Origin of the sequence: Jeotgalicoccus saudimassiliensis (genome assembly GCF_000756715.1) — a bacterium.
GTDB lineage: Bacteria > Bacillota > Bacilli > Staphylococcales > Salinicoccaceae > Jeotgalicoccus > Jeotgalicoccus saudimassiliensis.
In genome coordinates, this window is the sequence record NZ_CCSE01000001.1 from 1,218,684 (window position 1) to 1,239,652 (window position 20,969).

General features: G+C 41.5%; 20 protein-coding genes. 7 read left to right on the plus strand and 13 right to left on the minus strand.

The window, feature by feature from the left end:
- Nucleotides 1-8 precede the first annotated feature (8 nt).
- Nucleotides 9-1,034, minus strand: a complete 1,026-nt coding sequence (gene hemE / locus RZ44_RS05855) for a uroporphyrinogen decarboxylase (RefSeq protein ID WP_035809473.1) — start codon at nucleotides 1,032-1,034, stop codon at nucleotides 9-11.
- Between the two features lie 176 nt (nucleotides 1,035-1,210).
- Here hemE and RZ44_RS05860 point away from each other — a divergent pair, with 176 nt between their 5' ends.
- Nucleotides 1,211-1,750, plus strand: a complete 540-nt coding sequence (locus tag RZ44_RS05860) for a hypothetical protein (protein WP_035809475.1) — start codon at nucleotides 1,211-1,213, stop codon at nucleotides 1,748-1,750.
- Here the strand turns inward: RZ44_RS05860 and RZ44_RS05865 are convergent.
- Nucleotides 1,747-2,949 (minus strand): ABC transporter permease, encoded by a 1,203-nt coding sequence (locus RZ44_RS05865; RefSeq protein WP_035809477.1) that lies wholly within the window; start codon nucleotides 2,947-2,949, stop codon nucleotides 1,747-1,749. The genes RZ44_RS05860 and RZ44_RS05865 overlap by 4 nt on opposite strands.
- The gene (locus RZ44_RS05870) at nucleotides 2,939-3,679 is read right to left on the minus strand and encodes an ABC transporter ATP-binding protein (protein WP_035809479.1); all 741 of its coding nucleotides are present in this window, start codon (nucleotides 3,677-3,679) and stop codon (nucleotides 2,939-2,941) included. The genes RZ44_RS05865 and RZ44_RS05870 overlap by 11 nt, the downstream gene beginning before the upstream one ends.
- Before the next feature lie 89 nt (nucleotides 3,680-3,768).
- On the opposite strand from RZ44_RS05870, the gene RZ44_RS05875 reads away from it, so the two are divergent.
- From RZ44_RS05875 to RZ44_RS05885, 3 genes are all read left to right on the plus strand, one after another.
- On the plus strand, nucleotides 3,769-4,200 hold the full coding sequence (locus tag RZ44_RS05875; RefSeq protein ID WP_035809482.1) for an HIT family protein: 432 nt from the start codon (nucleotides 3,769-3,771) through the stop codon (nucleotides 4,198-4,200).
- Between the two features lie 52 nt (nucleotides 4,201-4,252).
- On the plus strand, nucleotides 4,253-4,633 hold the full coding sequence (locus RZ44_RS05880) for a YtxH domain-containing protein (protein ID WP_035809484.1): 381 nt from the start codon (nucleotides 4,253-4,255) through the stop codon (nucleotides 4,631-4,633).
- A gap of 116 nt (nucleotides 4,634-4,749) precedes the next feature.
- On the plus strand, nucleotides 4,750-5,880 hold the full coding sequence (locus RZ44_RS05885) for a foldase protein PrsA (RefSeq protein ID WP_052108848.1): 1,131 nt from the start codon (nucleotides 4,750-4,752) through the stop codon (nucleotides 5,878-5,880).
- A 362-nt stretch (nucleotides 5,881-6,242) separates the two neighbouring features.
- On the opposite strand, the gene yhaM is transcribed toward RZ44_RS05885, so the two are convergent.
- The 9 genes from yhaM to RZ44_RS05930 all read right to left on the minus strand — a co-directional run bounded on the left by yhaM (nucleotide 6,243) and on the right by RZ44_RS05930 (nucleotide 16,922).
- Nucleotides 6,243-7,181 (minus strand): 3'-5' exoribonuclease YhaM, encoded by a 939-nt coding sequence (yhaM, locus tag RZ44_RS05890; protein WP_035809487.1) that lies wholly within the window; start codon nucleotides 7,179-7,181, stop codon nucleotides 6,243-6,245.
- A gap of 12 nt (nucleotides 7,182-7,193) precedes the next feature.
- Nucleotides 7,194-10,121 carry an ATP-binding protein gene (locus RZ44_RS05895; RefSeq protein ID WP_035809489.1) on the minus strand — a complete coding sequence of 976 codons (2,928 nt, stop codon included), beginning with the start codon at nucleotides 10,119-10,121 and terminating at the stop codon, nucleotides 7,194-7,196.
- A 7-nt stretch (nucleotides 10,122-10,128) separates the two neighbouring features.
- A complete protein-coding gene (locus tag RZ44_RS05900; RefSeq protein WP_035809491.1) occupies nucleotides 10,129-11,313 on the minus strand; it encodes a metallophosphoesterase family protein in 1,185 nt (394 codons plus the stop codon).
- A gap of 90 nt (nucleotides 11,314-11,403) precedes the next feature.
- Complete coding sequence (locus RZ44_RS05905; protein WP_035809493.1) at nucleotides 11,404-11,754, minus strand: YlbF/YmcA family competence regulator; 351 nt, start codon at nucleotides 11,752-11,754, stop codon at nucleotides 11,404-11,406.
- 53 nt (nucleotides 11,755-11,807) lie between these two features.
- Nucleotides 11,808-12,938, minus strand: a complete 1,131-nt coding sequence (locus RZ44_RS05910) for a DUF445 domain-containing protein (RefSeq protein WP_035809495.1) — start codon at nucleotides 12,936-12,938, stop codon at nucleotides 11,808-11,810.
- A gap of 87 nt (nucleotides 12,939-13,025) precedes the next feature.
- Complete coding sequence (xdrA, locus tag RZ44_RS05915; protein WP_035809497.1) at nucleotides 13,026-13,472, minus strand: XRE family transcriptional regulator XdrA; 447 nt, start codon at nucleotides 13,470-13,472, stop codon at nucleotides 13,026-13,028.
- Between the two features lie 226 nt (nucleotides 13,473-13,698).
- Entirely contained in the window at nucleotides 13,699-15,021 is a 1,323-nt protein-coding gene (locus RZ44_RS05920) for a dicarboxylate/amino acid:cation symporter (protein WP_035809499.1), read from the minus strand.
- A 157-nt stretch (nucleotides 15,022-15,178) separates the two neighbouring features.
- Nucleotides 15,179-15,811 (minus strand): response regulator, encoded by a 633-nt coding sequence (locus RZ44_RS05925; RefSeq protein WP_035809502.1) that lies wholly within the window; start codon nucleotides 15,809-15,811, stop codon nucleotides 15,179-15,181.
- Nucleotides 15,804-16,922, minus strand: a complete 1,119-nt coding sequence (locus RZ44_RS05930; RefSeq protein ID WP_035809504.1) for a GAF domain-containing sensor histidine kinase — start codon at nucleotides 16,920-16,922, stop codon at nucleotides 15,804-15,806. The genes RZ44_RS05925 and RZ44_RS05930 overlap by 8 nt, the downstream gene beginning before the upstream one ends.
- A gap of 112 nt (nucleotides 16,923-17,034) precedes the next feature.
- Here RZ44_RS05930 and RZ44_RS05935 point away from each other — a divergent pair, with 112 nt between their 5' ends.
- From RZ44_RS05935 to RZ44_RS05945, 3 genes are read left to right on the plus strand one after another with little or no spacing between them, the layout of a single operon-like run.
- Nucleotides 17,035-17,442 carry a disulfide oxidoreductase gene (locus RZ44_RS05935; protein ID WP_035809506.1) on the plus strand — a complete coding sequence of 136 codons (408 nt, stop codon included), beginning with the start codon at nucleotides 17,035-17,037 and terminating at the stop codon, nucleotides 17,440-17,442.
- Between the two features lie 19 nt (nucleotides 17,443-17,461).
- Nucleotides 17,462-17,965 carry a thioredoxin family protein gene (locus tag RZ44_RS05940; RefSeq protein WP_035809514.1) on the plus strand — a complete coding sequence of 168 codons (504 nt, stop codon included), beginning with the start codon at nucleotides 17,462-17,464 and terminating at the stop codon, nucleotides 17,963-17,965.
- A gap of 1 nt (nucleotide 17,966) precedes the next feature.
- Entirely contained in the window at nucleotides 17,967-18,782 is an 816-nt protein-coding gene (locus RZ44_RS05945; protein ID WP_035809516.1) for an RluA family pseudouridine synthase, read from the plus strand.
- Between the two features lie 46 nt (nucleotides 18,783-18,828).
- On the opposite strand, the gene RZ44_RS05950 is transcribed toward RZ44_RS05945, so the two are convergent.
- A complete protein-coding gene (locus RZ44_RS05950; protein WP_035809523.1) occupies nucleotides 18,829-20,952 on the minus strand; it encodes an RNA degradosome polyphosphate kinase in 2,124 nt (707 codons plus the stop codon).
- Nucleotides 20,953-20,969 lie beyond the last annotated feature (17 nt).

Below are 20,969 nucleotides of genomic sequence, written 5' to 3' on the forward strand. Positions count from 1 at the left end.
CTTTAAAATCACAATCCTTTACTGTGTGTGTGTACTAATTCTGTCAGTCGTTTTAAGACATCCGGATCTACTTCAGGGAAGACGCCGTGTCCAAGGTTAAAGATGTGACCTGTACGGTTTCCTTCTTCAACAATTTTCTTCGCGCGCTCTTCGATTACTGACCAGTCCGATAATAACAATGCCGGGTCAAGGTTACCCTGCAATGCTTTCGTAATTCCAAGTTCACGTGCCTGTGTAATCGACATTCTCCAGTCGAGTCCAAGTACGTCACTGCCAAGCTTGTCCCACTCTGCTGCCAGGTGGCTTGCTCCGATACCGAAAACGATAACCGGTACGTTCTGTGCTTTTACAGCGTTAATAATTTTCTTCATGCCGGGTGCAAGGTAGAAGTTGTAGTCCGCCTCGTTAAGCGCACCGCCCCATGAGTCAAAGATCTGAATAACGCTTGCACCTGCTTTAATTTGTGCAGTCAGGTAAGCAATACTCGTTTCAACAAGCTTGTCCATTAATTTAAACCACAGTTTCGGGTTCGAATACATCATCGTTTTCGTACGGTGATAATTTTTAGACGGTCCGCCTTCGATCATGTAACTCGCCACAGTAAATGGCGCACCGCAGAATCCGATCAGCGGTACATTTAATTTTTCCTGAGTTAAAATCTGGATCGCTTTGTAAACATAATCAAGATCTTTAAACGGATCAAGCTCTCCAAGTTTTTCCACATCTTGCTCGGTACGGACAGGGTTATGTATTACCGGCCCTACTCCAGCCTTGATTTCGACATCGATACCGATTGGTGCAAGCGGTGTGATTATATCTTTATATAGCACTGCCGCATCGACATTATAGTTGTCTACAGGTGTAGCCGTGAGATAAGCAGTCAGTTCAGGTTGTTTTGTAATTTCAATTAAAGAATACTTTTCTTTAACTTTGTTATATTCCGGCTGCGAACGCCCAACCTGTCTCATAAACCAAACTGGTGTATGTTCTGTCTTTTCTCCGCGTGCTGCTCGAATGAGTGTATCATTAAACACAGTGGTACCCCCTAATATTTATATGTTCATACAGTTACACATTTTAACACATTCTTTAGAACAATTATTAATTACGGGCAAGTTGTCAAAAAATCGTTCTATTTGAGATTTGTTTAACATTGCATTATTTCAGGTATATACTGGTTAACATAACTAAAAACAAGAGGTGAAGCACAGTGTATTTACACGCAACTACGGGAACGATTGATTTTATGACGTCCCTTCAGGAGAAAAACCCTCATGTATCCATCAGTGCAAGAGGACCGGAAGCTATTTTATACTATGAGGATAATAATGAAAAATCAATCTTCTCAACGAATATGACTTATGAAGTATTAAATGAGCAGGGTTCACTTGATGAAGAGCTGCCATTGTCCATGTATTATATTCCTGCTGCAGGAGACGGTACGCATTCTTTACGCGGCCATTTAAGTGATCTTGCTGAAAAATTAAGAACAGTTAACGGTGTTGTCTCATACAGAGTCGGAATTAACACACGTGATGAAAATTATCTCGTACTGATTAAATGGGCAGACATGAGTATTTACAACGACTTTAAACACACTGACGTTTATGAAAAATACTTAACATCCGAATCATTGAAAAGTTTCCGCAACGAAGAGTCACTGTTCGGCGATTTTTTATCATCTAAGCTTTACTACAACATTGAAGACAATGAATATACTGATGAAGAAAAAGAAGAACTCGGCGATTAATCGCTGAGTTCTCTTTCTTTTTTATAGATTGATTTTGATAATACTCTGTTTAACATGTAGCCCCACAGAGGAAATGCCAATGCATAGATAAACTGTGCGGGATGCGTCACAATAAACATGACTGCAAACAGCAGCGTAATGACAAACACAATTTTATGGGAATATCTGATATAGCTGTCCTGTATATACGTTCTTGAGACCGGCCAGACTTTCGGCCAGAGCAGATAGGCCTGCGCTGTATAAATCTGCGACATCTGCAGCACGATTAAATAAATACCGAACAGGCTGAAGATTAATGAAACATACAGGTTGCCGATCCAGAACATAATAATGAAGAACAATACTATGATGCGGAGCACAATCATCGGCAGATCATGGTCACGCATAAACGAACGGTAAAATAAATATTCGTACATATACTTCTTATTAAATTTATCTGATTTCGGTTCCCATAGCAGTACATCGAGAATGCGTCTCCGTTTAAATGCCTTATCGATCCGCTTCACGTTCGTAAACATGCTGACAGTCTGATAATACTGCTGCAGCGCTTCTTTTTCATACTGCACGTAATTCAGCCATGACAGTGTTTTAAACGAATTATTCTTCATTACCACTGTAAATATAATAATGAATAATAATCCTGCGACTAAAAGTGCCGGATTGATTAGCACAAGCATCAGCGATACAAAATTAATAACAATTAAAGCCGCTGTGACTGTCCATTTATTAAACTCCGTATTGACTGACAGACGTCTGATATTAAAGGCGCTGAAATATAACAGAACTGCCAGCAAAAAGAATATTACAATCGGTGTTAAACCGTGCCCGATTGATAAGAGAATCAGTACTGCAACTGCTGCAGTGGCAGGCAGTGCGAGACCGAGCGACAGACTGTATATGTCCGCCCGTTTAAAGTAAGCGGTCATTTTCTTTTCATACGGCGGTAAAAACAGCATGTCCGCTTCTTTCAGCAGCGTTCTGTATTTCGGCAGCAGCACTGCTGCCATCAGCAACGCACACAGTGCATCGATATATACACTCGGACTGAGTGTTTCACGTAACCCGAGCAGCGTGTATAAGAGCACTCCGCCTGCAATCATCATGAATACGAGGAAGTGGCTGTTAAAAATATACTTGCCGTAATAGCTTCGTATTTTGACGTCTTCCTCCATGCGTGTGTTAAACAGTTTACTGCTCATGACGGATCCCGCCAGTCAGTTTAATATACACATCGTCAAGCGTACCGCCGGCAAGCCCTGTAAGCTCTCTCAGCTCAGGAAGCGTCCCGTCTGCAATTTTGCGTCCCTGGTCGATGATGATATACCGGTCACAGTAACGTTCTGCCGTAGCAAGAATATGTGTACTCATTAAAATGGACCGGTTTTTATCGCGTTCGGAAATCATCAGTTCTATTAATGATTCGATACCGAGAGGATCCAGCCCTAAGAATGGTTCATCAATAATATAGAGTTCCGGTTCAACGATAAATGCACAGATCAGCATGACTTTCTGCTTCATGCCTTTTGAGAAGTGACTCGGGAATGTGTCTTCCTTATCATCCAGACGAAAACGTCTGAGCAGCGGACCTTTACGTTCCTCTACTTCTTCCGGTGTCAGGCCGTATGCCATCGCTGTCATATTAATATGTTCGCGGAGTGTAAGCTCTTCGTAAAGAATCGGTGATTCTGGAATATAGCCCATGTGTCTGCGGTAAGCTTCAACATCCGCTTCAATTGTTTTATCCATTACTTTAATTTCACCGGCATGCGGTCTGAGCAGGCCGAGGATATGTTTTATCGTCGTACTTTTACCCGCTCCGTTTAAGCCGATCAATCCGATAATTTCACCTGATTTTATATTGAAAGAGATATCGTGAATGACAGGTTCTTTCGAATACCCGCCTGTTAGCTGATTAATTTCTAATACCATCGTCTGACTTCCTTTTAAATAATTCTAATTATTTGTATACTGATACTTAAGTAAAACTATATCATAAGTTTTTAATGGAGGATATTGAGATGAACAAGACAATTTTCGAAAAAATTATCGACAGAGAAATACCTGCCAACATTGTGTACGAAGATGATTACGTCATTGCATTTATGGATGCGTTCCCTATCGTTAAAGGTCATACGTTGGTCGTTCCTAAACAGCCGATTGAAAATATTTTCGACCTCGATGAAGAAACAGGCGCAAAAGTAATGAGTGTTATTACTAAAGTTTCAACTGCAGTCAGAGATGCATTCGAACCTGCGGGTTTAAACGTTGTTCAGAATAACGGCGCTTATGCTTCACAGTCGGTATTCCACCTTCACTTCCACATCATTCCGCGTTACAAAGAAGAACATGACGGCTTCGGCTACAAATGGGTCAGCGTGGAAGATGAGAACAACACGCCGGAAATCCGTTCGGATGTAGAAACGGCAATTAAAAATAAATTAAATGAATAATTAGGATTCAATCAGGGTATATTATATTTGAGATAAGGATGTGAATGAATTTATGAAACTTAAAAATATCGGTGTAGGATTCGCAGTCGGAATTACAGGAGGCATGCTCATATCCTTTTTAAACGCACCTAAATCAGGTAAAGAACTTCAGCAGTCATTAAAAACAGGTTCAAATGACTTAAAATCCCAAATGGATCAACTGAAAATTGAAGGTGAAGACATTAAAAACTCTTTCCTTAAAACGAAACATGAATCAAGCGAAGTCTTCTCTACTCTCGGCGACGAAGTGAAATCGATGATTTCAAACTTCCAGGCGGACATCAATCCAAATATCGAAAGGCTGCAGGGAAATATCGAGAATATCTCGAACAAAGCAGAAACTGTGATGGCCGAAGTACAGGGCGATGACAAGAAGGATGACAGCGATAATTAAGCGCTGTTCATAAAAAACAGAATATTTACAAAGGACGGTGTGTTTAAGTTTGTGCACCGTCCTTTTTATATGATATATTATGCCTTGTATATGCAACCGGGAGGAGAAGTTTGAGAATGAAGAAGAAGTTGGCACCATTTATATTAGGGTTAGGTTTAGTCAGTCTCGCTGCGTGCAGTAACGAGGGCGAAGAAAACACAGAATCTGCTTCCAATGAAGAAGGCGATGTGGAATTCGGCAGCGTTCTTGCAACGAGTGACGCGGGAGATATTACAGCGGACGATGTTCTGAATCAAATCGGAACAAATCAGGTCGCGAACCAGACTTTCCAATTAGTACTTGATAAAGTTCTGACTGATAAATACAGTGAAGAATTAAGTATGGATGAACTGAATAAAGAAATAGAAGCTGAAATCGAACAGTACGGCGGCGAGGATAACTTCGCAATGATGCTGCAGCAATCACAGCCGGGAATGACTGTCGATAAATATAAATCACAGCGTGTATCCAATACATTAAACGACTTATACTTTGCAGATTACTTCGAAATCACTGACGAAGAAGCACTCGACAGCGTGAGAAAATCATCTCATATTCTCGTATCGTTCGCTGAAGAAGGAGAAGAAGGAGAAGAAGCTGCCGAAGGTGAAGAAGAACCGGCAATGACTAAAGAAGAAGCAAAAGCACACGCTGATGACTTAAAAGCACAGCTTGATGACGGCGCTGACTTCGGCGAACTTGCCACTGAGCACTCTGACGATACAGGCAGTGCACAGAACAACGGTGAACTCGGCTACGTAAGTAAAGGACAAATGGTTGAAGAATTCGAAACAGCGCTGTTCGAACTTGAACCCGGTCAGATTTCAGAACCGGTAGAATCACAATTCGGCTACCACATCATTCTGAACGAAGAAATGTCAGGTGAAGACACACCGAAAGAAGAAGTAAATAAAATTAAATCTACGCTTGTAAACGAAAAAATTAAAGAAGATCCAAGCCAGGCACTGCAGGCCTACCGCGATCTTTTAGAAGAATATAATGTCTCATTCGAGAACGAAGAAATTCAAAGCTACATCGAAGAAACATTCCTGAGCGCTGACGAAGCTTTAGAAAAAGCACAGCAGGAACAGGAAGACGCAGCAGCTGAAGAAGAATCAGAAGGTGCTCCAACAGAGGAAAACGCCGAAGAAGATGCCGCTGCTGAAGGCGAAGAAGAATCAGCAGACACTGAAGAAGACGCTAAGTAATGACTACGGAAAACGCAAAACCCTGAGCGGTTTTGCGTTTTTTGTTTGTAGTAGTTAATGTGGATGTTTCGGATGACAACGGTGACTGTCCGTTGTCATTCCAGCCTCCCCGGTTCACAACGGCGGATGCCCGTTGTCATTCCACCGACCCCGGTTCACAACGGCGGACGCCCGTTGTCATTCAAGCCACCCCGGTTCACAACGGCGGATGTCCGTTGTCATTCAAGCCACCCCGGTTCACAACGGCGCCGCACCGTTGTCATTCATCCGACCCGATCACTCCAAACCCAATCACAAACACCACCCAACACCAACAAAAAAGCCCCGCACATCTCCTGTGCGGGGAACAAATTCAATTCATATTAAAAACTTTCCGGACGATAGAAGTTGCGTGATTCAAGCGGGAAGATTCTTTCTGTGAATGAACCTTTATTCGCTTTATCAATGTGTTTATCCATCATCATAATACGTGCATCGATGTTGTCGATAAAGTGGAGAATTTCCGCTTCTTTAATCATCGGCACTTTCGGTGAACCATATTCCAGTTTACCGTGATGGCTCAGAATCAAGTGTTTTAATAACATCACTTCTTCACCTTCGATGTTTAACTGGTCTGCCACTTTCGTAATTTCCTCTGTTGCAATAACGATGTGCCCGATCAGATTTCCTTCGTTTGTGTACGTTGTCCCGATCGGTCCGCTCAGCTCTTTTACTTTACCGATGTCGTGCAGAATAATTCCGCTGAACAGAAGACCTCTGTTTAACGTCGGATAAATATCGCATAATGAGTCCGCCACACGAAGCATGTAATATACATGGTATGCGAGCCCCGACACGAAGTCGTGGTGATTTGTCATTGCAGCCGGATAGTATGAAAATTCTTTACGGAATTTTGTCAGCAGCTGACGTGTAATGCGCTGCAGGCTGCCGTTCTCGATTTTCAGACAGTAGTCCAGAATTTTATCGTAGAGTTCGTCACCGTCAATCGGTGCTTTCTCTACGAAATCTTTTGCTGCAAGTCCGTCTTCCGGTGTTGCCAGACGGAAGTTTGCGATTTTCATCTGCTTTTTACCGCGGTAATCGATAATATCGCCCTTAACTTTTACAAGTGTTTCCGGTACGAGTACTTCGATATCTTTTGGTGACACATTCCAGTGTTTCGCTTCGACTTCACCGGTTCTGTCCTGCAGTACAATTGTCATGTACGGCTTACCTTGTGTTGTCACGCCCTGCTGGCTGCGTTTAATTAAGAAAAATGTATCTACTGAATCTCCAGGCTGTAATGATGAAATATTATTCACTACCGAACCCTCCTACTTCGTTTTTTCTTTTAGTTTGATCGTTTGGGCAGATGGAATACTCGTATTTAAATTACATGTGAAGTACAGTACCTGATCGTCTGATTTACTTCTGAAGTAATCAAGTATTGTTCTCGTACGCTCGCTGTCGAAATGGACGAATGCATCGTCGATAATAATCGGCAGCTGGTAGTAGCCTTTCAATGCCCTGATGAGGCTGAGACGCAGGCTGATGTACAGCATTTCCTTCGTCGACTGTGACAGTTCAAGAGGATGGAAGACCTGCCCGTTTTTATGTTTAACGAAAATACCTTCGTCACTGTAAATGACATTAATATAACGGCCCTTCGTTACAAATTCAAACGTTTCTCTCGCCTCTTCTATTACTATCGGCAGACGTTCATCCTTAATCGCCTTAATATGCGTTTCAATGAGGATGCGGATATATGTTAATGACATATATTCTTCCGCCAGACTCTGCACTACGCCTTTACGCATACCGTAAAGGTGGTTCAGCTCACTGAGCTTGCCGTCGCTTTCAAGTAGCTTGATTTCATTGTTGATTTCAACAAGTGCCTGCTGTTCTCCCTGAATCTGTCCGTTCAGATTATCAATCTGCTCGTTGATGTTCTCTTCATCAGTTTTTAAGTCAGCAAGCAGACGGCCGGACAGTTCATTTCTAATGTCGTAATCGAAATGTTCCTCGTCCAGTTTATCGCTCAGCTCTTTAAAGCGGCTGACGTTCTCAGTGTATTCACTGTGTTTCCGTGCATAGTAATAGTATTCTTCTTCATCATCCGCATCGACGTAATCGAGCAGCTGATTCAGTTCGCGCTGCGATGATGCATTGCGCTCTTCCAGTACGGTAATTTCATTTTCCAGAAGGTCAGCCTGTTCGCGGAGACGGTAGTACATCGACTCGTCCTTTTGCAGTTTAGCTGCCAGCTGCCCCGCTTCATGGAATATTGACGTCTTGTTGTAATGAATACCGAACGCGCTTACTTCCTCGCTGACACGTGTATCAAAATCATTCAGTCTCTGTGTAATATTATCGAGTTCCTGCTGTTCACGGTTAATTTGATGACGCTTTTGTTTAATCTGGCGGATTGTGTAAATCGCATCGACAATATATTTATCTTCAAGCTCCGGATTTACTTTTAATTTCTGTTTCACTTCTGCCAGCTGAACATTCAAATGATCCTGATTCGCTTCGTTAACGGACAGCGTTTCTTTCAGGTCATCAAGCTTAACAGAAAACGAGTTGCGCTTCGCGCGCAGACTCTTCAGTTCCTGTCGCAGGTCTTTTGCATCGTCGATGTCGAAATCGATATTGTACTCTTCTTTAAGCGTATTAATATCGTTCTGCAGCGATTCGACTTCCTGCTGATAATCGGTCTTCAGCGTGTCCTGCTCCCTGTTATTTGTAATCACAAGGATAAAGAGCGCAGCCGCTCCGACAGCAAGTCCGAGCCCGCCGTACAGATAGCTGTTGTTAATAATAAACATCACACCGATTGCTATCGCAATTACACTGATTGTTATAATCAGTGCTGCCTGCCAGTTTTTCACTCTGTCACGTTCGCGTTTTTCGCGTTCGTAATCTTTTTCAATCAGCTGGTACATGCGTTTTTTCTCGACGAGTTCAAACTCGCGGTCCAGCACTTCGCGTTTTTTCTTCATGCGGATATCATCGATCTGGTTTTTCTCAGACTCTTCGATTTCCGCATCGAGTTGTTTAATATCCGCTCTCAGATGGTCGATTTCACGGATTAAATACTGTTCTTCCAGCATTATCTCATCGTATTTCGACAGCAGTGACTGGACCGATTCACGGACGATGTTCGAATCATCAACATCCGGATGCTCCTCCTGCCAGCCGATATCTTTCTGCAGATTCATAATCTCATTTTCGAGATTTGCCGTGGAGTTTTTTAAGCGCACTACTTCAAGGTTCTGCTGTTTAATTTCCGGCTCATCTTTCTGCAGTGCTTCAAGATAGCTGACCATCGCTTTATCCGGCAGTTTAACGTGCTGGATTTCAGCAATCAGCGACTTCAGTTTCTCCTGGCGGAGACCAATATCCCTTGCAGACTGTTTAACGTGGTTATACAGCGACTCATAGCGCTCAATCCCACGTTCCGGGAAAGTGACCGGTTCGATGTTCAGCTTGCTCTCAAGCTGTTTCCAGTCCTTAATATCTTTATGATACATAACTTCTTTCATCTTCTGCTTGCGGATCATTTCCATCTGGTGCATCGCATGCTTTTTGGCATTTAAGCTTTCAAGCGTTTTAACCTGATCGTTGATCAGCGTCTTATAGTCGTCTTCATGCTTTTCAAGTCCGCGGATTTTGTCACTTAACTCATTTAAATCCTGGAGCTCTGTATTGATTACCGGATTAATACCGTTTCTCTTATACAGTGTTTTCAGTTCCTTGTCGATGGCACTGAGCATTTCATCGTATTCGTGGGAACCGAGTGCGCCTGCGCGGAGCAGGTACTCCTGCAGTTTGTCTTCAGTCATATTTTTATGAATGTCCTGAAGGCCGAGCACATCAAATGAAAATATCGAGCGGTATGTGCGCTTGTCGATATAGTTCATTTTTTTAGCGAGCCATTCCTCACCTTTTGTTGTACCGTCTTTAAAGTACACTTTCAGGTCGCCCTGGACTTTCCCTTTAAGTCTTTCGATTTCCACCGGTTCCGGCTCATCTTTAAACTGTACTGTCAGCTTGCCGCCGTATAGATTGTGCATACGGGGCTCGCGTCTCGGTTCCTGCTCTTTTTTAGTCGGGAATCCGAACAGTACTGAATGGATGAAGGACATCATCGTCGACTTGCCGGCTTCGTTTTCTCCGAATATCTGGAGGAAGTCCTGATTCGTATTAAATTCCTGTTTAATAATTTTACCGTAGCCGTATATATTTACTGATAGGATTTTCATAATTTCACTACTTCCTCATCAACATTTTTAGACGATCCTCACCCATTTTCAGAAGTTCGCCCGGTGATACTTCACCGATCGGCGGCAGATAACGGTTAATGTTTGGGTCCATATACATCGTGTTAACCGCATTTCTGAATAATTCTTCGTTATCTGAGTAGCTCGTTTTAATATCTTTAAGCAATGCTATCTGCTCTTCATTATTATATGAGACATTAATATTATCAATCCAGACGAATTGTGTAATATTCACTTCATCTTCCTGCAGCAGTTCGAGCAGTTCGATATAATCGCCCTGGGAAATTTCATCTTCCCCGTCGTAGTTCAGCTGAAGGTTAATGATGTATTTGCTCTGTTCACGCAGACTTTGTTTAAACTCAACAATTTGCTGATACAGTGTCTCTTTACGCAGCGAATCGGTATCGAGTTCCAGGTTCTCAAAGATTACTTCCTGAACCGGTACGAAGTTTGCCGATAAAGAAACGTCATCTCCTTCAACAAGCAAAAATCCTTTTTCTCCCGCTTCATTTTTATGACGGCCCTGAATATTCCCTGAATAGTGAATCTGCGGCAGATCCGACAGCTGGGAGCGCACGTGAATATGTCCAAGCGCCCAGTAATGATACAACTTGTTGTTCAGTGCTTCCAGATTAAATTCAGTGTATCGCTTCGCATCGAATTTAGTCTTCGCATACGTACCGTGAAGCATACCGATATGAATACCCCGGTTATCCGTATTTGTCGGATATTCATCCAGTTTGTTTTCGTATGATTCATCCAGCAAATAACTGAAACCGTGGAGGTAAATACGCTCACCTTTTGAACTCAGCATTTCATATGTTTCAACGTTCTCCTTAAACACTGAAACGTTATCCGGCCACGTCGTTTTAAATCCGGTCGAAATCGGATCGTGGTTCCCGTGAATCATATAGACGAAAATACCTTTCTCTTTTAATCTGTTGAACTCTTTCTTCAGAAAAATTTCAGATTTTAAAGAGCGGTTTGCCTGATCGAAAACATCCCCTGCAATCAGCAGAAAATCCACATTTTCTTTAATCGCAAAGTCGACCATGCGCGTCACACTTTTATATGTACTTGTCATTAATATTTCGAGTATATTGTTTGGCATTTTGGACCGGGATTTAAATGGACTGTCCAGGTGCAGGTCTGCCGCATGGATAAATTTAACCATTGGGTTCACCATTCCTTCTCAAAAACTCTATTCTTCAACATTATAACAAAAAAGAGAGGCCGGCATGGCCTCTCAAACTGATATTTTTAATTATTGGTTGTTAATTTCATAAAGCTCTTCGATCGGCTTCATAATCACACGGTTTAAGTCCTGGATAAGCTGGCTCATTTTTTGTTCAGCTTCCATTAGACCTTTAATGTTTTCATCATTTTCAATTTCCTGCGCTGAGTTTTGAGCTTTTTGAATATCTTCTTCTAAAAGTTCTTCACCCTGCATTTGTTTTTGCTGTAAAGTCATTTGAATGTCTCTGAAATCATCAAACAATTGTTTAGATTCAGCGTTGTCGTTTACCTTGCTGTAAAGTTCCTTCATTTGCTGAAATTCTTCTGATTCGCGCAGTGCACTTTCAAGTGCATTTGCCTGATCGTATACATTAACCATTAATATAAAACTCCTTTAAGTTTGATAGTGTTACATTAACACAAATTTACTGTTTAGAAAAACAATACTAATATTCCCTGGGCTGTACCGACAATTCCACCGAGTACATAGCCGAGCATCATAATCATTTTAAACTCTTTGTTTGCCACATCCATCACAAGTTCTTCCAGTTTGCTCACTTCAAAACTGTCAATCTGTTTTTTAATGACTTCTGCGAGCTGCAGCTTATTCATGATTTTACTCATATTCTTTCCTGAATACTCGATAAAATTATCTTTAAGCGTATACTTGCCTTTTTCTTTAAAGCGGTCAAACATTTCCCTGTTGAAATCGATAATCGGTGTGTTTAAAATTTCTCTGATATCAATCTTCTGCTGCATTACTTCTATAATACTGTTTAATATATTATCGAGATCTGAATCTGTAACAAGTTCCGATAATGCACTCTCTTTCAGCTTACCATACTCATCTTCAATTACACGCGTCTCTATATCTATCATCTTCTCCTGCCTGATGAGTTTTAAGAGCTCGGACTGCACACGTTCTGTCAGAGATTCTTTCGTCATGACATACTTCAGGCTGCGGGCAAGACGCCCCCGGTTTTCAGTGAATTCGTCGACCATAGTATAAATATCCCCGAAACCTTTATCCGATGAAATGTACTGAATAATTTTTTCGTTTATATCATAAGCGAGATTTGAGACTTTATAATCCACGGCGTTCAGCGCATCGTCAGGCATAATATCATCAATCGTTCTGACGTACAGTTTCTGCCCTTCTTCTGTGACCTTCGTTCTTATTTCATCATTAAAAGAATCAACGATCTTATCTGTCAGGCCGGCTGACAGCCGTTCGAGGAAATACGACGGTGTCAGTCGTTCAGTCTCAATCGTTTCTATCTGTCTGTCTATGAAGTGCATAATCAATCTGTCTGTTTCCGGACTTCTCAATTTATTTTCAAATACTTCCGGTGTCAGCAGATGTCCGGTTATAATTTCACCGAGCTTCGTCGATGCTTCATCGCGTCTCAGTGGTATAACACCCGGTGTAAAGGGCAGTCTTTTGCCGAAAATATATTTAGCTTCATACGGTCTGAACAGCATCTTAATGGCGATTGTATTTGTCATGCCGCCGATAAGTGCTCCGACCAATGCCATCAGAAGTACCTGGATTATTGGATTCATAATGATTTCACTCCCCGTTCAACTTAATAACTATATATTACTTTTTACAGAAATAAAAGAAAAAAGCACCCTTACGGGTGCTTAAATTTATCGATTGCTTTTGCGCTCGAAGTAAGTTCTTATTTCACGTTCAATATATGATGCATGAACCGGCTGGTTCTCTGCATTTAGGACTCTGTAAATTGAATTCGTTTTGTTGAATTCCAATTTATAGCCATTGTTTGATTCTACCGTTTCCCAATATATATTCTCTTTCTCGTAATTGGGATATATTGCTGAGCCTCTTGATAAAACCTGTGTAAGCTCCAGTGGATCTCCACCAAAAATATTCGTCAGTACTTCACTATCTCTAAACAGTGCACAAAGCGAGACACATGTTGTCCAGTTGGGTAATATTCGCTCTTTTTCTATTTGTACCAGCGTTTTTTTGGATAATCCAATGGTGTGGCTCATAGCATCCTGAGTGTATCCAGCCTCCGTTCGAACTATCTTGAACTTAGACTGTAGAATCTCTGTAAATTCCTGCTTATCCATTAAAATCGTCCCTTCACAGCACCGCGATTAAATCTTAGTTAATCATGCCTGTATATCAATTTACCTGTTACTTATTGTAAATGATAATGATTACAAATTAAAGAGATTATGAAAAAATTCACTAATTATTCACTATTGAACAATACATTTCAATCTACTTTATAAAACAAAAAAGAAGTATGAAAGGACAGCATTTAAATGCCTTTCATACTTCCTGCAGTGTTAATTATTTGCTGACAATTTTACCGTCAACATATTTACTTTTACCTTTAATAAATTTACCTTCTTTAACATTCTGCTGGTGGTCAATAACAAGTGCGATTGATGCATCACCTGAAATGTTAACAGCAGTACGTGTCATATCAAGCAGACGGTCAATACCGATAATGATACCGATCGCTGCCGGATCGAGCCCTATCGCTGTAAGCACCATCGCTAGCATTACAAGTCCGACACCCGGAACACCTGCAGTACCGATACTTGCAATTGTTGCAATGATAACCACTGTTGCCATCTGGCCAATTGTTAAATCAATACCTGAAAGCTGTGCGATAAATACTGTCGCAACACCCTGCATAATTGCAGTACCATCCATGTTTACCGTGGCACCTAACGGCTGTACGAAACTTGAAATACTCTTACGGATTCCAAGTTTGTTCTGAGCAGTTTCGAGTGACACCGGTAATACGGCACTTGATGATGATGTACTGAATGCAACTGACATAGCAGGTGCAAACATTTTAATGAACCATACGAAGCTCTTCTTCCCAAGGAACTGAACTACAGAACCGTAAACAACCGCGAAGTGAATGAACAGCGCAAGCAGTACACAGATGAAGTACATGCCGAGCTGCTGGATTGCTCCGAATCCCGCCTGTGTAAATGCAGTTGCAACCAGCCCGAATGCACCCAGTGCTGCAAAGTATTTCATGATTGCAAGTACGATCCACATAATAACTTCGTTGGCCTGTTCAAATAATTTTATAATGCCTTCCGCTTTTTCTTTAACAGCAATTAATCCGACACCGATAAAGATTGCAAAAGCAATAATCTGAAGCATGTTCTGATCTGCCATTGCCATAAATAAGTTGTCCGGAATGATATTGATTAAAGTCTGGTCAAATGTTGTCTGCATAGCCAGTTCAGTATCTCCGCCTTCAAGTTCTGTTGAACGGTATTCCGATACTTCTTCTGTATTCAGTAAGTCTGCCTGGCCATCACCCGGTTTCAGTACCAGTGCTACACTAATTGCCAGTGAAATAGCAATTGCTGTTGTTGCAAGATAAAACAGCATTGTTTTAATCCCGATAAGTCCGAGCTGTTTCGGGTCACCGACACTGACGACACCAAGGACAATAGAAATGAATACTACCGGTACAACTACCATAAATATAAGATTTAAGAATATTTGTCCTAAAACGTTGAATATGTACTGATCAATCCACTGGACCCATGCAGCGTCCGCCATTGTATTAAATATTGACCCCACTGCAATACCCGCTATTAAAGCGATTACAATATAGATTGTGAGTTTGTTTCCTACTTTCATATTAATCCCCCTAAGCTAATAAATCATGATTGTGTATTCAAGTATACTTGGACAGTCGGAGATTTGTCTATAAAATTTAATGTTAAATTATCGTTAAACCGCTATAAACCGCACTGTTAAGCGTTTTCAAAGATAAAACTATTTTTACTCTTATACACTAAAAATCGATAATATTGAATTTTATTGCATAAATGACTGCCTGTGTCCGGTCGGATACTTCCAGCTTATTCAGGATGTGACTGACGTGTGTTTTGACTGTTTTTTCACTGACAAACAACGCCTCACTGATTTCTTTGTTCGACTGGCCTTTAACTATTTCTTTAAGCACTTCAGTTTCACGTTTTGACAATATATTTCTTTCATGAGGCAAATTTCCCGTTTTATCGATGACTTTTGAAATTTCCGGGTGCACGACCCTGTCCCCTTCTATAACATTTTTAATCGACTGTATCAGTTCATCGACTTCCATCTCCTTAATAATATACCCGTCAGCCCCGGCACGGAATACCGGACGGATATATTCTTCGCTCGTGTAACTCGACAGTACGAGTACTTTAATATGCTTATATTTTTCTTTCAGCAGCTTTGTCAGCTCAATTCCGTCCATTTCCGGCATAACGAGATCGGTCAGAATCAGATGAATATCCTTATGATTATTTTCCAGATATTCAAGCGTTTCGGCACCGTTATCGAAATCTTTGACTACATTAATGTCAGACGTTGTCGACAGTAAAAATTTCATGCCTTCTCTGACTACATGGTGATCATCAGTCAAAATAATATTATACATTTCGTTCCCTCCCGAGTTTTATACGAGTTATCAATGTAGTTCCAAGACCTTTATCAGACTGAATGGTCAGCTCACCGTTCATTTTCTGTACACGCTCATGCATGTTTGTCAGACCGTGGCTTAGACCTGTTTTTTCCGAAGGGATAAAACCCGTCCCCTTATCGCTTATAACGAGCATCAGCTCTTCATCAGTAATTTCAAACAGTACTTCTGCATTTTTCGTACTAGCGTGCTTTCTAATATTGTTGAGCCCTTCCTGAACTACGCGGTAAAGCTCAATTTCCATTTTATCTTCTATATTATAAAAGCCGTTCACCGAAATTTCGAGGTTCAGATCAAGAATTTTCGCGTAATGCTTTACTGCTTCAATAATACCATTTTCCAGCCCAATCGGTTTTAGCTGCCAGATCAGCGCCTTCATTTCCTTCATCGCATATTTCGAAGTGTTCTCAATCCGCTCAAACGCCATCCTGCTCTGATTATTGTCTTTAAGTGCTTTTGCCGCGTGGGATGTAATGCCTATTGAAAACAGCATCTGGTTAACCGAGTCATGCAGTTCACGGGCGAGACGCTGGCGTTCTTTTATAATCATATTTTCTTTTTCGCGGGTTGTTAAATCGAGTCGCTTCAAAGTAGAACCGAGCTGAAATGCGACAGATTCCAGCAGGTCCAGTTCATCTTTTTGAAATTCTGTACTGTACGGGCTTGCCACGTTCAGCATGCCGAATGATTCATCACCTGAAATCAGCGGTACTGTCGCATGATGGGTAATATTATCATTTTCGTTAGGCATTTCCCTCGCTGCTTTTTCAAGACGTGAACAGGCAACAATGTTCGTTGCGTTGGACAGTTCCCCTTTATTAAACTTATTGACACACCAGCATTTGTCATTGCATAAGTAAGTATGATTATCATGCTGCAGTGTCGGCGGCAGCTGATAATGTGCACTCAGTTCATGCCTGCCGTCTTCTTTGATGAAGAAAATCCATCCCGTTTTAAAATTTGTATGGTCAATGAGCATCTTCAGTGCACCGTCTATAACTGACTGACGGTGTGTTTCGGTGTTTAAAAACTCAGCGATATCTTTTAACAGCTGTAATTTACTCTTCACGGTTATCACCTCATTAAATAAATTGTAAGAAATTTGTTACACTTAAGTCAGACGTAAACACTTATAATAAAAAAGTAAGTTACAAAACTAAAATGAAAGGTCAGGCACTGATATGAAAAATAACAAATTGTACATGCAAATGATTTTTATCGTGTCACTGGTTGCCATGCTCGGTTCACTGTACTTCAGTGAAATCAGATTGTATGAACCCTGCGAGATGTGCTGGTATCAGCGTATTTTAATGTATCCTATCGTTCTGCTGTCACTCATCGGGCTCGTTAAATATGACATTAATGCAAGACTGTACATCCGTGTAATGAGCGGTATCGGACTGCTGGTGTCAACTTACCATTATGCGCTGCAGAAAATTCCTGCCCTCGGTGAAAGCACCAATGCTTGTATGGGTGTATCCTGTACAGTACAATATATAAATTGGGCTGGATTTATAACGATTCCACTGCTTGCATTAACGGCGTTTATCATTATTTTCATTTTATCATTTTTAATTAAAAAAAATTAAAGAACAGGAGATTATAATTATGGGTAACAAAGTTTTTTACGGCATTATCGGTTTAATCGTCGTTCTATTCGTCGGCGTATTTATTTTTATGAACAACCAGTCATCGGATCCGGAAAGCTTAAGTGAATCGGGCTACTATCCATACACGGATAAAGAGCCGGATGAGCTGACCGGTCCTACAATTGACCTGCTGGATAACGAAAATTACCAGAGCAACAAAACACCTGCTGAAGTTGAGGAGATTGTAAATTCAGGTGAAGCTGAATTCGTTTATTTCTGGAGTCCGACATGTGTACACTGTCAGGAAGCAACACCAATGCTGACAGATGCACTGGACAACATTGACAAAGAAGTTACACAGCTTAACGTGCTGGAATATGAAAATGCATGGGCTGACTGGAATATTAATTCTACACCGACACTCGTTTACTTTGAAGACGGTAAAGAAGTTGAGCGCCTGGAAGGCAACCCGGGGTCAGCTGAAGGTTTCGAGCAATTCATGACTGCAGCTGCAGGTGAATAAGATGAAATTTAACGTACCGGAGAAATTCCACGGACTGACATTGGAAGCGATACTGATTGCGCTTCATATTCCAAAAAAAGAAATGCACTGGCTGCGTATGTCAAAAGACATCACTGCTAATGCAGAAACAATAACGCTGAAATCGGAACTTAAAACGGGTGATGCCGTTACTCTCCCGGACTTCAGCGAAGCAAGCAGTTATAAAAAAAGCACGAAAACGGCAGTGATACTTTTTGAGGATGATAATCTGCTCGTCGCATCGAAACCGCCCGGCCAGAAAGTTCATCCGAACGAACCCGGCGAACACAATACTCTCGTCAACGATGTAATCAACACCGTCGACAGTAAATATATCGAGCCGGTACATCGTCTTGATGTCGATACGACAGGACTTGTGCTGATGGCGAAAAACGCATATATGAAAAAAATGCTCGACTATATGCTGAGTGCAAATAATATTAAACGTATTTATATGGGGCACGTAAAGAAAAACAGTAAGATTACTCCGCAGAGAGTCAGCGCGCCTCTTGGTAAAAAACCTCACACGAATATTTTCCATGTAACGAGAACAGGTAAATCTGCTGTGACTCATATCATCGGTAAAAAAGTGACGGACAAATACGAAGAACTGACAATCGAACTGGAAACCGGCCGTACGCACCAGATTCGTGCGCACATGAAACACCTGAATGCTCCGCTTGTCGGAGATAAACTGTACGGCGGACCGCCGTCGCCCTATCTTCACCTGTACGGCTATAAAGTATCATTTAATCACCCGGTGACAGACGAAGTAATAAGCGTCACACTGGATGTGTAAATTAAAAACTGCCATTCCCTGTCGGGAATGGCAGTTTTTTTGAACACTACTTCCTGAACCGGCTCTTAATCCGCTCAAGTATGTTGCTGTGTTCCTCCAGTAATTCTGTTTTCTTATGCTCACCGTTTTCAATTGCGCGCTTCATAAGTTCATCCTGTACGCTTAACGGCGGCAAATCATTTTTAACATATTCGTACGTGCCGTCAGGCAGCTGTATACGGGCTTTTATATTGTCTTTTAAGAACAATTCATTAACTTCAATCAGTTCTTCGACAATTTTAGGATCGTTAATCGGGAATAATATTTCCACACGCTTAATCATATTTCTCGTCATCATATCCGCCGATGATAAGAACATTTTCTTGTCGCCGTTATGATAGAAATAATAAATTCTCGTGTGTTCAAGGAAGCGCCCGACTACACTGATAACTCTGATATTATCACTGACGTCTTCAATTCCCGGTTTCAGACAACATATTCCGCGGATTACAAGATCCACTTTAACGCCTTCCTGCGACGCCTGCAGCAGTTTATCGATAATTCTCTTGTCAGTTAAAGAGTTCATCTTCGCAAAGATATAACCGTTGCCGTGTTTTTTATGACTCTCAATTTCCAGATCGATCCGCTCTGCAAACATATCCCGGATTTCAAATGGTGCAACATGCAGTTCTTTATACTCCGGTTTAAGCGAATAGCCGCTTAAGTAGTTAAAGAAGTTAACAGCATCGTCACCTATACGCGGATCCGTCGTAATAATCCCCATATCCGTATACAATTTCGCTGTTGAGTCGTTATAATTCCCTGTTCCCAGGTGAACAAACTTAACGATTTTTTTATTTACCTTTTTAACAACGAGCGTAATTTTACTGTGTGTCTTCAAGTAGTTCATTCCGTATATAACATGGCAGCCGGCGTCTTCCAGTTCTTTCGCCCAGTGCACGTTATTCTCCTCATCAAAGCGTGCTTTCAGCTCAACAAGTACTGTAACCTGCTTGCCATTTTCCGCTGCCAGTTTTAATGATTCAATAATTGGCGAGTCGCTCGATACACGGTACAATGTCTGTTTAATTGCCAGTACATCGTTGTCCGTAGCAGCCTGCTGGACAAACTCAACAATCGGCTGGAATGTCTCATACGGATGATGGAAAAATACATCTTCCTTAAGTGCCGCTTCATACACATTGCGGTTGCCGAGAAACTTAGGCTGCTGCGGGAAAAACGACTTAAAAACGAGCTTTGGAAATCTGTGCTTTAACTTATCCGTCATTTCAAACAGAAACGTCAGATCAAGCGGGCCGTCAAAACGATAAACGTCTTCCGGATGCAGCGACAGCTGTTCTTCAAGAAATGAGCCGTTAATCGTTATATCGCGGCTCCGGTCTATTTCAAGGCGGACCGCAGCACCTTTCGTACGTTCTTTTAAGAAACGCTCGATTTCAATAAGTAAATCGGCAGCGCCTTCTTCATGTATCGTTAAATCGGCATTTCTCGTAATTCTGAACGGGAATGTTCTGTCTATTTGATAACCGTTAAACAGCTTATATACATATTCTTCAATAATATCCTCTGCGAGTACAAAGTATGTTTTGCCTTCATGAGACAGTTCATAAAACCGCTTGATTACTGTCGGCAGCTGCACAATTGCCGTCTGCCTGCCCAGTTCATTGGATAAATCTACGAATATATTTATTTTTTTATTCATCAGTTTTGGAAACGGGCGGTATGCATCGATGCCGAGCGGCGTTAATGACGGCAGAATCTCTTCGTCAAAAAGCGTTTCAAGTTTGTCCTGCAGCGGCTGTTCCAGCTGGTGCGGTCTCATTAAAAAGACGTTCAGCTTTTCCAGCTCCTCCATCAGTTCATGATACATATCGTACTGGATCCGGCAGTTTTCACGGTTCAGTTCCCCGATGCCGCGAAGCTGTTCTTCCGGAGTCATTCCTGTTTTCGTATCAGGCTCAGCGTAGTTCATTTTAACCTGGTCTTTTAAACCGGCAACTCTAACCATGAAAAACTCATCGAGGTTTGAGCTTGCTATTGCTATAAATTTCAATCGCTCGAGAAGAGGATTACGCGTGTCGCCTGCTTCTGTTAATACTCTGTAATTAAATCTCAACCAGCTCAATTCGCGGTTGTTGTAATATGATTTATCATTTAATTTATAAGCCATTATAATCCTCCTGCCTC

Excerpts from the sequence above, each read along its gene's own strand:
- RZ44_RS05925 (WP_035809502.1), bottom strand. The coding sequence starts at position 15,811 with ATGTATAATATTATTTTGACTGATGATCACCATGTAGTCAGAGAAGGC.
- RZ44_RS05945 (WP_035809516.1), top strand. The coding sequence starts at position 17,967 with ATGAAATTTAACGTACCGGAGAAATTCCACGGACTGACATTGGAAGCG.
- RZ44_RS05870 (WP_035809479.1), bottom strand. The coding sequence starts at position 3,679 with ATGGTATTAGAAATTAATCAGCTAACAGGCGGGTATTCGAAAGAACCT.
- RZ44_RS05885 (WP_052108848.1), top strand. The coding sequence starts at position 4,750 with ATGAAGAAGAAGTTGGCACCATTTATATTAGGGTTAGGTTTAGTCAGT.
- RZ44_RS05940 (WP_035809514.1), top strand. The coding sequence starts at position 17,462 with ATGGGTAACAAAGTTTTTTACGGCATTATCGGTTTAATCGTCGTTCTA.
- RZ44_RS05905 (WP_035809493.1), bottom strand. The coding sequence starts at position 11,754 with ATGGTTAATGTATACGATCAGGCAAATGCACTTGAAAGTGCACTGCGC.
- RZ44_RS05880 (WP_035809484.1), top strand. The coding sequence starts at position 4,253 with ATGAAACTTAAAAATATCGGTGTAGGATTCGCAGTCGGAATTACAGGA.
- RZ44_RS05865 (WP_035809477.1), bottom strand. The coding sequence starts at position 2,949 with ATGAGCAGTAAACTGTTTAACACACGCATGGAGGAAGACGTCAAAATA.
- RZ44_RS05950 (WP_035809523.1), bottom strand. The coding sequence starts at position 20,952 with ATGGCTTATAAATTAAATGATAAATCATATTACAACAACCGCGAATTG.
- RZ44_RS05875 (WP_035809482.1), top strand. The coding sequence starts at position 3,769 with ATGAACAAGACAATTTTCGAAAAAATTATCGACAGAGAAATACCTGCC.
- RZ44_RS05900 (WP_035809491.1), bottom strand. The coding sequence starts at position 11,313 with ATGGTTAAATTTATCCATGCGGCAGACCTGCACCTGGACAGTCCATTT.
- RZ44_RS05910 (WP_035809495.1), bottom strand. The coding sequence starts at position 12,938 with ATGAATCCAATAATCCAGGTACTTCTGATGGCATTGGTCGGAGCACTT.
- RZ44_RS05920 (WP_035809499.1), bottom strand. The coding sequence starts at position 15,021 with ATGAAAGTAGGAAACAAACTCACAATCTATATTGTAATCGCTTTAATA.
- xdrA (WP_035809497.1), bottom strand. The coding sequence starts at position 13,472 with ATGGATAAGCAGGAATTTACAGAGATTCTACAGTCTAAGTTCAAGATA.
- RZ44_RS05935 (WP_035809506.1), top strand. The coding sequence starts at position 17,035 with ATGAAAAATAACAAATTGTACATGCAAATGATTTTTATCGTGTCACTG.
- RZ44_RS05895 (WP_035809489.1), bottom strand. The coding sequence starts at position 10,121 with ATGAAAATCCTATCAGTAAATATATACGGCTACGGTAAAATTATTAAA.